Origin of the sequence: Actinacidiphila polyblastidii, from assembly GCF_036353415.1 — a bacterium.
Lineage (GTDB): Bacteria > Actinomycetota > Actinomycetes > Streptomycetales > Streptomycetaceae > Actinacidiphila > Actinacidiphila polyblastidii.
The window spans coordinates 209,148-220,835 of record NZ_JAZEWV010000004.1; the positions used below are offsets into that span (position 1 = coordinate 209,148).

Below are 11,688 nucleotides of genomic sequence, written 5' to 3' on the forward strand. Positions count from 1 at the left end.
CGTGAGCACGACCGGCCCGTACCGCTTCGTCGGGATGATCCCGACCGGCGGCCAGTTCGTCGAACGGCCCGAGCTGACCCGCAGGATCACCGGGCTGTGGCGGCAGCCCGGCCGGCCGGGCAACCTGAGCCTCTTCGGGCACCGGCGCGTCGGCAAGTCCGCCCTGGTCGCGCACGCGCTCGGGCAGCTCGCCCACGGCGAGCGGCCGGACCTGGCCGTCGTCGGGCTCGGCCTGGGCGGTCAGGGCTCGGTCTACGACCTGTTCGGCGCGGTGACCCGGCAGATCGCCGCGGCCTTCCCGGACGCCGCCGGCCTCACCGAGCTGTCCGCGGCGGTGGGCGCCGCGCGCGGCTGGTTCGACCTGCACGGCGCGCTCGCCGCGTTCTTCCGCGAGGTCGGCCGGCGGAACCTCCACGTGCTCCTCGTGCTGGACGACTTCGACCGGGCCCCGCGGGTGCTCCCCGAGCTGTCCGCCTTCCAGCTGCTGCGCTCCCTGGCCAGCGAGCCCGGCTACACGGTCGGCCTGCTGACCGTCTCGCGCCGCCCGGTCATCGACATCGAGACCGACGCGGCGGGCGGCTCGTACCTGGACGGGGTGATCGCGCAGCGCGCCTACGTGGGCATGTTCACCGCCGCCGAGGCGGGCGCGCTGGTGGACCGGGCCAGGGCGGCGGGGGTCGACCTGAGCGCGGTGCTCCCCGGCCTCGTCGCCCGGTCGGGCCTGCACCCCTACCTGCTGGGGCTGCTCTGCCGGGAGCTGGTGGAACACCACGGGCAGACCGGGGTGGTCGACGTCGACGCCGCCTTCGGCTCGGTGGCGGGGGAGTTCCGCGCGCACTTCGACCGGCTGCTGGAGGCCGTCGACGTGGACAGCGGCGGCCGCGGCCGGGCGCTGCTGCGGTCGATCGCCGCCGGCGAGCGGCTCCCGGCCAGGACCCAGGACCTCCAGCAGCTCACCGACCTGGGCGTGGTGGTGGCCAACGGCGAGGACCTGCGGCTGTTCGCCGCGGAGTTCGCCTCGTACGTGCGCGACCCGCGGCAGCCGCAGGACGCGGGCGGTGCGGCCGGCGGGCGGCGCGGGGCCGGCGCCCACCGGTGCACGGCGCTGGTGGTCGCCACCGAGTGGAGTTCCGCGCACGGCGGCCTGAGCACCCTGAACCGGCAGCTGTGCACGGCGCTGGCCGGGCAGCGGGTGCAGGTGTTCTGCACGGTGCTGGAGGCGACCGCCGAGGAGGTGGCCGACGCCGCGGCGCGCGGGGTGACCCTGCTGGTGCGGACGCCGGTGGCCGGCGCGCCCGCGGAGACCCGGCTGTTCCGGCGGCCCGGCCTGCCCGACGGGGTCGTCCCCGACCTGGTGATCGGGCACGGGCGGATCACCGGGCCGGCGGCGCTGATGCTCGCCGAGGACCACTTCCCCTCCGCGAAGAAGCTGCACTTCGTGCACATGGACCCGGACGAGATCGAGTGGCACAAGCCGGACCACGCGGACGACGCGGTGTACGACGCCGAGTCCCGCCGGAACATCGAGCTGGCCCTGGGCCGGGCCGCGGATCGGCTGGTCGCGGTCGGACCGCGGCTGCACGGCCGGTTCCTCGGCTCGCTGTCCCGGCCGGAGGACCAGGAGCCGCTGCGTTTCGACCCGGGCTTCGACCTGGCCGACGAGCGGCCCCGCAAGGTGCCCGGCGGCACTCCGGTGACCGTGCTGCTGACCGGCCGCGCCGAGGACGCCCGGCTCAAGGGCCTGGACCTGGCCGCCAAGGCGTGCGGCCTGGCGGCCGAGTGGCGGCACGAGGCGCAGCTGCGGCGTATCGAGCTGGTGGTGCGGGGAGTGCCCGAGCAGGGGTCGGCCGCACAGGTCGCCACGCTCAGGGACTGGGCGGACAGCACCCGGCTGGGGATCGTCCCGCGGCACTACACCACCGACGCGCAGTCGCTCGCCGACGATCTCGGCCGGGCCAGCCTGGTGGTGATGCCGTCACGGGCCGAGGGCTTCGGCCTGGCGGGCCTGGAGGCCCTGGTGGCGGGCACGCCGGTGCTCGTGAGCGGCGAGAGCGGGCTCGGCGAGCTGCTGCGGGACGCGCTGGGCGCTGAGGCGGCGGGCCGCTGCGTGGTGCCGATGTCCGGTGACTCCGCCAAGGACGTGGACACCTGGGCGCGGGCCGTCGACCGGGTGCTGCGCGACCCCGCCGCCGAGTTCGCCCGCGCCCAGGAGCTGCGCGCGGACCTGGCCGGCCGGCTCACCTGGGCGTCCTCGGCGGACGGGCTGCTCACCGCGCTGGGCTTCTGACCGCGCACGGCTCCTGACCGGACGCGGCTTCTGACCGCGGACGTGCGAAGACCCCGCGTCGCCCGGAGGCGGCGCGGGGTCTTGCGTACGGCGTCAGGCCCGCCGCAGGCGCAGGGTCACTTGTTGATCTTGGTGACCTGGCCGGCGCCGACGGTCCGGCCACCCTCGCGGATGGCGAACTTCAGGCCCTCCTCCATGGCGATCGGCTGGATCAGCGCGACCGTCATGGCGGTGTTGTCGCCCGGCATGACCATCTCGGTGCCCTCGGGGAGGGTCACCACGCCGGTCACGTCCGTGGTACGGAAGTAGAACTGCGGGCGGTAGTTGTTGAAGAACGGCGTGTGACGGCCACCCTCGTCCTTCGACAGGATGTACGCCTGGGCCTCGAAGTCGGTGTGCGGCGTGACCGAACCCGGCTTGATGATGACCTGGCCGCGCTCGACGTCCTCGCGCTTGATGCCGCGGAGCAGCAGACCGACGTTCTCACCGGCCTGACCCTCGTCGAGCAGCTTGCGGAACATCTCGATACCGGTGACCGTGGTGGTGGTCTTCTCGGTCTTGATGCCGATGATGTCGACGGTCTCGTTGACCTTGAGGATGCCGCGCTCGATACGACCGGTGACGACGGTGCCACGACCGGTGATCGTGAAGACGTCCTCGATCGGCATCAGGAACGGCTTCTCGACGTCACGGGCCGGAGTCGGGATCGCCTCGTCGACGGCCGACATGAGGCCGAGGAGCTTCTCGCCCCACTCCTTGTCGCCCTCCAGCGCCTTGAGCGCGGAGACGCGCACGACCGGCAGGTCGTCGCCCGGGAACTCGTACTCGGAGAGCAGCTCGCGCACCTCGAGCTCGACGAGCTCCAGGATCTCCTCGTCGTCCACCATGTCGGCCTTGTTCAGGGCGACGACGATGTAGGGGACGCCGACCTGGCGGGCCAGGAGCACGTGCTCCTTGGTCTGCGGCATCGGGCCGTCGGTCGCGGCGACCACCAGGATCGCGCCGTCCATCTGCGCGGCACCGGTGATCATGTTCTTGATGTAGTCCGCGTGACCGGGGCAGTCGACGTGGGCGTAGTGACGCGACTCGGTCTGGTACTCGACGTGCGCGATGGAGATGGTGATACCGCGCTGGCGCTCCTCAGGAGCCTTGTCGATCTGGTCGAAGGCCGAAGCCTCGTTCAGGTCCGGGTACGCGTCATGCAGCACCTTGGTGATCGCCGCGGTAAGGGTCGTCTTACCGTGGTCGATGTGACCGATGGTGCCGATGTTGACGTGCGGCTTAGTCCGCTCGAACTTCGCCTTCGCCACTGGGGTCCTCCTGGGAGTGGATCTGTACGCCTTGCTTCATCGGCGCCAGGTGATCTTTGCTGGAATGCGGACTGCCGGGGAGCTTCCGGTGCGATTGCACCGGAAACACCCCGAAGCCTGCTGTCAAGCCTAAGGGGTGGGGAACGCGGGGTTACTCGCCCTTGGCCTTCGCGATGATCTCCTCGGCGACGTTCCGCGGAACCTCGGCGTAGGAGTCGAACTGCATGGAGTAGCTGGCCCGGCCCGAGGTCTTCGACCGCAGGTCGCCGACGTAGCCGAACATCTCGGACAGCGGGACCAGACCCTTGACGACCCGGGCACCGCTGCGCTCCTCCATGGCCTGGATCTGGCCACGGCGGGAGTTGAGGTCGCCGATGACATCACCCATGTAGTCCTCAGGGGTGGTGACCTCGACGGCCATCATCGGCTCGAGGAGGACGGGGCTCGCCTTGCGGGCACCCTCCTTGAACGCCTGCGAACCGGCGATCTTGAACGCCAGCTCGGAGGAGTCCACCTCGTGGTAGCCGCCGTCGAGCAGGGTGACGCGAACGCCCACCATCTCGTAGCCGGCCAGGATGCCGAACTTCATGGCCTCCTGCGCGCCCGCGTCCACCGACGGGATGTACTCGCGGGGGATGCGGCCACCGGTGACCTTGTTGACGAACTCGTAGGTCGCGTCGCCACCCTCGAGCGGCTCGAGCATGATCTGCACCTTGGCGAACTGACCGGTGCCACCGGTCTGCTTCTTGTGGGTGTAGTCCACGCGCTCGACCGTCTTGCGGATGGTCTCGCGGTACGCGACCTGCGGCTTGCCGACGTTGGCCTCGACCCGGAACTCGCGCCGCATGCGGTCGACCAGCACCTCGAGGTGCAGTTCGCCCATGCCGCCGATGATGGTCTGGCCGGTCTCCTCGTCCGAGTGGACCTGGAAGGAGGGGTCCTCCTCCGAGAGACGCTGGATGGCGACACCCAGCTTCTCCTGGTCACCCTTGGACTTGGGCTCGATCGCGACCTGGATCACCGGCGCCGGGAAGTCCATGGACTCCAGGATCACCGGGTTCTTGTCGTCGCACAGCGTCTCACCGGTGGTGGTCTGCTTCAGGCCCATGACGGCGATGATGTCGCCGGCGCCCACCGAGTCGATCTCCTCACGCTTGTTCGCGTGCATGCGGTAGATCTTGCCGATGCGCTCCTTCTTGCCCTTGACCGAGTTCAGCACTGCCGAACCCGACTCCAGGCGGCCCGAGTAGACCCGGACGAAGGTGAGCTTGCCCAGGTGCGGGTCGCTCATGATCTTGAACGCGAGGCCGGAGAACGGCTCGTCGTCCGAGGGCCTGCGCTTGATGATCTCCTCGGCGTTGCCGACCGCGTGGCCCTCGATGGCCTCGACGTCCAGCGGCGACGGGAGGTAGCGCACGACCGCGTCGAGCAGGGGCTGGACGCCCTTGTTCTTGAACGCGGTGCCGCAGAACACGGGGGTGACGGTGACGGAGTCCGCGCTGCCCTTGGAGGCCAGCGTGATGCGGCGGATGGCCGCCATCAGCTGCTCCTGGGTGGGCTCGGTGCCCTCCAGGTACAGCTCCATCATGTCGTCGTCGTGCTCGGCGACGGCCTCGAGCAGCTTGCCGCGCCACTCGTCGGCCGCCTCGACGTGGGTGTCCGGGATGTCGACGACGTCGTACATCTCGCCCTTGGTCGCCTCGACGGACCAGACCAGCGCCTTCATCTGGACGAGGTCGACCACGCCCTTGAAGTCGGCCTCGGCGCCGATCGGCAGCTGCATGACCAGCGGAACCGCGCCGAGGCGGTCCACGATCATGTCGACGCAGCGGTGGAACTCGGCGCCGGTGCGGTCCAGCTTGTTGACGAAGCAGATGCGGGGCACGCCGTAGCGGTCCGCCTGCCGCCAGACCGTCTCGGACTGGGGCTCCACACCGGCGACACCGTCGAACACCGTGACCGCGCCGTCGAGGACGCGGAGCGAACGCTCCACCTCGACGGTGAAGTCGACGTGGCCCGGGGTGTCGATGATGTTGATGGTGTGGTCGACGTCATCGAGCGGCCAGTGGCAGGTCGTCGCGGCGGACGTGATCGTGATGCCGCGCTCCTGCTCCTGCTCCATCCAGTCCATCGTGGCAGCGCCGTCGTGGACTTCGCCGATCTTGTACGAAACACCGGTGTAGAACAGGATCCGCTCGGTGGTCGTCGTCTTGCCCGCGTCGATGTGGGCCATGATCCCGATGTTGCGGACCCTGGCCAGGTCAAGCGAAGTGGTGGCCATGTGGCTCAGTCTTCTCTCGGTTCTCGATGGGGTTCCGACTACCAGCGGTAGTGCGCGAAGGCCTTGTTGGACTCGGCCATCTTGTGGGTGTCCTCGCGGCGCTTCACGGACGCGCCGAGGCCGTTGCTGGCGTCGAGGATCTCGTTCATCAGGCGCTCGGTCATGGTCTTCTCGCGACGAGCGCGGGAGTAACCGACCATCCAGCGCAGCGCCAGCGTGTTCTGGCGGCCCGGACGGACCTCGACCGGCACCTGGTAGGTCGCGCCACCGACGCGGCGGGACTTGACCTCAAGGGTCGGCTTGATGTTCTCGAGCGCGCGCTTCAGCGTGATGACCGGGTCGGCGCCGGCCTTCTCGCGGACGCCTTCGAGAGCGCCGTACACGATGCGCTCCGCGGTGGAGCGCTTGCCGTGCAGGAGGATCTTGTTGACGAGCGACGTCACCAGCGGGGAGCCGTAAACCGGGTCGACGATGACCGGGCGCTTCGGGGCGGGGCCCTTACGAGGCATGCTTACTTCTCCTTCTTGGCGCCGTAGCGGCTGCGCGCCTGCTTACGGTTCTTGACGCCCTGCGTGTCGAGGGAACCACGAATGATCTTGTACCGAACACCCGGCAGGTCCTTCACACGACCACCGCGCACGAGCACGATCGAGTGCTCCTGCAGGTTGTGGCCCTCACCCGGGATGTAAGCGGTGACCTCGATGCCACTGGTCAGGCGCACACGGGCGACCTTGCGCAGCGCCGAGTTCGGCTTCTTGGGGGTGGTCGTGTACACACGCGTGCAGACGCCACGACGCTGGGGGGAACCCTTCAGCGCGGGCGTCTTGTTCTTCTCGACCTTGTCCTGCCGGCCCTTGCGGACCAACTGCTGGATCGTAGGCACCGTTTCTCCGGTTTCTGTGTGCCGATCTCGATAAAACTAACCTGGGGACCGACCCACGCGGTCGGGTGTGTCGCACACCCCGCACGGATCCGAAAGTCCGGAAGAGTGCATTGTGGCGGGTGTCATGGCCTCGGTGTCCTCGTGCGGTCCGATGGCACGCACAAGAACCCGGGCACACCCCAGGCACAAGGTCAGAGCGTACCTATCGCATTCGCTGGGGTCAAAACAAATGCGTACGGGCTGGACACGCCCGCGCTCCGGCCCCGGCGCGGACCGGTCCCGCGCCCGTGCGGCGCCCGCGCCCGCGCCCGCGGAGATCCGGAGGGCGGACCCTAGGCGTGGGCGATCACCGCGATCACCGCGACCGTCGCGACGACGGCGGTGAGCAGCAGCGCACAGACCGTGTACCCCAGCACCAGGCCGCCGACCGCCATGCCGTCGCCCCGCTCGCCGGTGCGGCGCATCTGCCGCCTGGCCAGATGCCCGAGGATCACCGCGGGCACCGCGGGCAGCACCATGAAGGCGCCGGCGATCCCGCAGACCAGCGACGCCAGCGCGTACGAGTTGGTGCCCGGCGGCGGGCCCGGCCGCGGCGCCCCGGGCATCGGACGCGGCACGTCCCGGGTCAGCGGCTCCAGCTCGCCGTACGTCCTGGAGCGGTAGGCGCGGTCGATCCGCTCCTCGTACTCGCCCTGGGTCAGCCGCCCGTCGGTGAAGGCGTCCTTCAGGACCTCCACCACGCGCTCCCGATCCGCGTCACCCGCCAGCATCCCTCCATCATGCCCAACCGCTTCCCGCCGCGGGCGCACCGGGGACGGGATCGGGGACGGATCGAGACGGTTCCGGCAAAGATTCGGTAAAGGTCTCCTCCAGGGGCGTCGTACGACACCTCCAGGCAGTCGATCTCACACAAAAGGGGCGGCGCCCCGGGGATCACTCCCCGGGGCGCCGCCCCCTTCTCAGCGTTTCAGCGTTTCATCGCTTCCTGCCCGGAGGGCGACGCTCAGCCGTTGTACGGGCCGTAGTCGTAGTCCTCCAGCGGCACCGCCTGGCCGGAGCCGGTGCCGAACGGGCTGTAGTCGATGTCGTCGTAGCCGACGGCCGAGTACATCGCGGCCTTGGCCTCCTCGGTCGGCTCCACCCGGATGTTGCGGTAGCGGGACAGGCCCGTACCGGCCGGGATCAGCTTGCCGATGATGACGTTCTCCTTCAGACCGAGCAGCGAGTCGGACTTGGCGTGGATCGCCGCGTCCGTCAGCACCCGGGTGGTCTCCTGGAAGGAGGCCGCCGACAGCCACGACTCGGTGGCCAGCGACGCCTTGGTGATGCCCATGAGCTGCGGGCGACCCGAGGCCGGGTGACCGCCCTCGGACACCACGCGGCGGTTCTCGGTCTCGAACCGGCCGCGCTCGACCAGCTCGCCGGGCAGCAGCTCCGCGTCGCCGGACTCGATGATCGTCACGCGGCGCAGCATCTGCCGGATGATGATCTCGATGTGCTTGTCGTGGATCGACACGCCCTGCGAGTTGTAGACCTTCTGGACTTCCTGCACCAGGTGGATCTGCACCTGGCGCTGGCCCAGGATGCGCAGCACGTCGTGCGGGTTGGTGGCGCCCACGGTCAGCTTCTCGCCGACCTCCACGTGGTCGCCCTCGCCCACCATCAGACGGACGCGCTTGGAGATCGGGTAGGCGATCTCCTCGGCGCCGTCGTCCGGGGTGACGACGAGCTTCTTGGTCTTCTCGGTCTCCTCGATCCGGACCCGGCCGGCCGCCTCGGAGATCGGGGCGACACCCTTCGGGACACGGGCCTCGAACAGCTCGACCACACGCGGCAGACCCTGCGTGATGTCCTCACCGGCGACACCGCCGGTGTGGAAGGTACGCATGGTCAGCTGGGTGCCGGGCTCACCGATCGACTGGGCGGCGATGATGCCGACCGCCTCGCCGATGTCCACCAGCTTGCCGGTGGCCAGCGACCGTCCGTAGCAGTACGCACAGGTGCCGACGGCCGACTCGCAGGTGAGGATCGAGCGGGTCTTGACCTCCTCGACCCCCAGCCGCACCAGCTGGTCGATCAGCACGTCGCCGAGGTCGACGTTGGCGGGGGCGACGACCTTGCCGTCCACCACCACGTCCTCGGCGAGCATCCGCGCGTACACGCTGGTCTCGACGTCCTCCGTCTTGCGCAGCGAGCCGTCCGGCTGGCGCTCGGCGATCCGCAGCTTCAGACCGCGCTCGGTGCCGCAGTCCTCCTCGCGGATGATGACGTCCTGCGAGACGTCCACCAGACGACGGGTCAAGTAACCCGAGTCGGCGGTGCGCAGCGCGGTGTCGGCCAGACCCTTCCGGGCGCCGTGGGTGGAGATGAAGTACTCCAGCACGGACAGGCCCTCACGGAAGGACGCCTTGATCGGACGCGGGATGGTCTCGTTCTTGGCGTTCGAGACCAGGCCGCGCATACCCGCGATCTGACGCATCTGCATCATGTTTCCGCGGGCGCCCGAGTCGACCATCATGAAGATCGGGTTGGTCTTCGGGAAGTTGGCGTTCATCGCCGCGGCGACCTCGTTGGTCGCCTTGGTCCAGATGCCGATCAGCTCGTCGGAACGCTCCTGCTTGGTGATCAGGCCGCGCTCGTACTGCTTCTGGACCTTCTCGTCCTGCGCCTCGTAGGAGGCGATGATCGCCTTCTTGGCCTCGGGCACGACGATGTCGGTGACCGACACGGTGACGCCGGAACGGGTCGCCCAGTGGAAGCCCGCCGCCTTCAGGTTGTCGAGCGTCGCCGCCACGATGACCTTCGGGTAGCGCTCGGCGAGGTCGTTGACGATCTCGGAGAGCTGCTTCTTGCCGACCGCGTAGTCCACGAACGGGTAGTCCTCGGGCAGCAGCTCGTTGAAGAGCGCCCGGCCCAGGGTGGTGCGCAGCCGGAAGCTGTCACCGACCTGGTACGGCTCCTCGCCCTCGGTGGGCTCCGGCGGGGTCCAGCCGCGCGGCGGGACGGTGCCCACCGGGAAGCGGATGTCCACCGGCGCCTGCATCGACAGCTCGCGGTTGTCGAACGCCATGATCGCCTCGGCGGTGGCGCCGAACGCCCGGCCCTCGCCCCTGATCTCGCGCTCTTCGGAGTCCGTGGTCAGGAAGAACAGGCCGAGCACCATGTCCTGGGTCGGCATGGTGACCGGACGGCCGTCGGCCGGCTTGAGGATGTTGTTCGAGGAGAGCATCAGGATGCGCGCCTCGGCCTGCGCCTCCGCGGAGAGCGGAAGGTGCACGGCCATCTGGTCGCCGTCGAAGTCGGCGTTGAAGGCGGTGCAGACCAGCGGGTGGATCTGGATCGCCTTGCCCTCGACCAGCTGGGGCTCGAACGCCTGGATGCCGAGGCGGTGCAGCGTCGGTGCGCGGTTCAGCAGCACCGGGTGCTCGGCGATGACCTCTTCCAGCACGTCGTACACGACCGTGCGGCCGCGCTCGACCATGCGCTTGGCCGACTTGATGTTCTGCGCGTGGTTCAGGTCCACCAGGCGCTTCATCACGAACGGCTTGAAGAGCTCCAGCGCCATGGCCTTGGGCAGGCCGCACTGGTGCAGCTTGAGCTGCGGGCCGACGACGATCACCGAGCGGGCGGAGTAGTCGACGCGCTTGCCGAGCAGGTTCTGGCGGAACCGGCCCTGCTTGCCCTTGAGCATGTCGGACAGCGACTTCAGCGGACGGTTGCCGGGGCCCGTGACCGGGCGGCCGCGGCGGCCGTTGTCGAAGAGCGCGTCCACCGCCTCCTGGAGCATCCGCTTCTCGTTGTTCACGATGATCTCGGGGGCACCGAGGTCGAGCAGGCGCTTCAGGCGGTTGTTGCGGTTGATCACGCGGCGGTACAGGTCGTTCAGGTCGGAGGTCGCGAAGCGGCCACCGTCCAGCTGCACCATCGGACGCAGGTCCGGCGGGATCACCGGGACGCAGTCCAGCACCATGCCGTTGGGCTTGTTGGTGGTCTGCAGGAACGCGGAGACGACCTTGAGGCGCTTGAGCGCCCGGGTCTTCTTCTGGCCCTTGCCGGTGCGGATGATCTCGCGGAGGCGCTCGGCCTCCTCCTCCAGGTCGAAGGACTCCAGGCGCTTCTGCAGCGCGGCTGCGCCCATCGAGCCCTGGAAGTAGGTCCCGAAGCGGTCGCGCAGCTCGCGGTAGAGCAGCTCGTCGCCCTCCAGGTCCTGGACCTTGAGGTTCTTGAAGCGGGCCCACACCTCGTCGAGGCGGTCCAGCTCCCGCTGGGCGCGGTCGCGCAGCTGCTTCATCTCGCGCTCGGCGCCTTCGCGCACCTTGCGGCGCACGTCGGCCTTGGCGCCCTCGTTCTCCAGCTCGCCGAGGTCGGCTTCCAGCTTCTTCTGCCGGGCCTCGACGTCGGCGTCACGGCGCTGCTCGACCTGCTGACGCTCCACGGAGACCTGGGCCTCCAGCGACGGCAGATCGCGGGTGCGGCGCTCGTCGTCCACCCACGTGATCATGTACGCCGCGAAGTAGATGACCTTCTCGAGGTCCTTCGGGGCGAGGTCGAGCAGGTAGCCGAGGCGCGACGGGACGCCCTTGAAGTACCAGATGTGCGTGACGGGCGCGGCGAGCTCGATGTGGCCCATCCGCTCACGGCGCACCTTGGCGCGAGTGACCTCGACGCCGCAGCGCTCACAGATGATGCCCTTGAAGCGGACACGCTTGTACTTGCCGCAGTAGCACTCCCAGTCCCGGGTGGGGCCGAAGATCTTCTCGCAGAAGAGCCCGTCCTTTTCCGGCTTGAGGGTGCGGTAGTTGATGGTCTCCGGCTTCTTGACTTCGCCGTGCGACCAGGTCCGGATGTCGTCCGCGGTGGCAAGGCCGATCCGCAGCTCGTCGAAGAAGTTGACGTCGAGCACTTGTCGTCAATCCCTCTTTCGGGG

7 protein-coding genes are annotated in these 11,688 nt (G+C 69.3%); 1 reads left to right on the forward strand and 6 read right to left on the reverse strand.

Annotated elements, in window-relative coordinates; all coding sequences use genetic code 11:
- Position 1: 1 nt before the first annotated feature.
- Positions 2–2,287, forward strand: a complete 2,286-nt coding sequence (locus V2S66_RS07765; RefSeq protein ID WP_330793768.1) for a glycosyltransferase — start codon at positions 2–4, stop codon at positions 2,285–2,287.
- Positions 2,288–2,403: 116 nt separating this feature from the next.
- Here V2S66_RS07765 and tuf read toward each other — a convergent pair whose 3' ends face one another.
- The 6 genes from tuf to V2S66_RS07795 all read right to left on the reverse strand — a co-directional run bounded on the left by tuf (position 2,404) and on the right by V2S66_RS07795 (position 11,664).
- Entirely contained in the window at positions 2,404–3,597 is a 1,194-nt protein-coding gene (tuf, locus tag V2S66_RS07770) for an elongation factor Tu (RefSeq protein ID WP_073492364.1), read from the reverse strand.
- Between the two features lie 151 nt (positions 3,598–3,748).
- A complete protein-coding gene (gene fusA, locus V2S66_RS07775; RefSeq protein WP_330793769.1) occupies positions 3,749–5,878 on the reverse strand; it encodes an elongation factor G in 2,130 nt (709 codons plus the stop codon).
- A 38-nt stretch (positions 5,879–5,916) separates the two neighbouring features.
- Entirely contained in the window at positions 5,917–6,387 is a 471-nt protein-coding gene (rpsG, locus tag V2S66_RS07780; RefSeq protein WP_205044586.1) for a 30S ribosomal protein S7, read from the reverse strand.
- A gap of 2 nt (positions 6,388–6,389) precedes the next feature.
- A complete protein-coding gene (rpsL, locus tag V2S66_RS07785; protein ID WP_014144289.1) occupies positions 6,390–6,761 on the reverse strand; it encodes a 30S ribosomal protein S12 in 372 nt (123 codons plus the stop codon).
- A gap of 332 nt (positions 6,762–7,093) precedes the next feature.
- Positions 7,094–7,531, reverse strand: a complete 438-nt coding sequence (locus tag V2S66_RS07790; RefSeq protein ID WP_330793770.1) for a DUF1707 and DUF4190 domain-containing protein — start codon at positions 7,529–7,531, stop codon at positions 7,094–7,096.
- 233 nt (positions 7,532–7,764) lie between these two features.
- The gene (locus tag V2S66_RS07795; RefSeq protein ID WP_330793771.1) at positions 7,765–11,664 is read right to left on the reverse strand and encodes a DNA-directed RNA polymerase subunit beta'; all 3,900 of its coding nucleotides are present in this window, start codon (positions 11,662–11,664) and stop codon (positions 7,765–7,767) included.
- Positions 11,665–11,688 lie beyond the last annotated feature (24 nt).

What these genes read in the sequence shown, in the direction of transcription:
- fusA (WP_330793769.1), bottom strand. Translation starts at nt 5,878, where the DNA reads ATGGCCACCACTTCGCTTGACCTGGCCAGGGTCCGCAACATCGGGATC.
- rpsG (WP_205044586.1), bottom strand. Translation starts at nt 6,387, where the DNA reads ATGCCTCGTAAGGGCCCCGCCCCGAAGCGCCCGGTCATCGTCGACCCG.
- V2S66_RS07790 (WP_330793770.1), bottom strand. Translation starts at nt 7,531, where the DNA reads ATGCTGGCGGGTGACGCGGATCGGGAGCGCGTGGTGGAGGTCCTGAAG.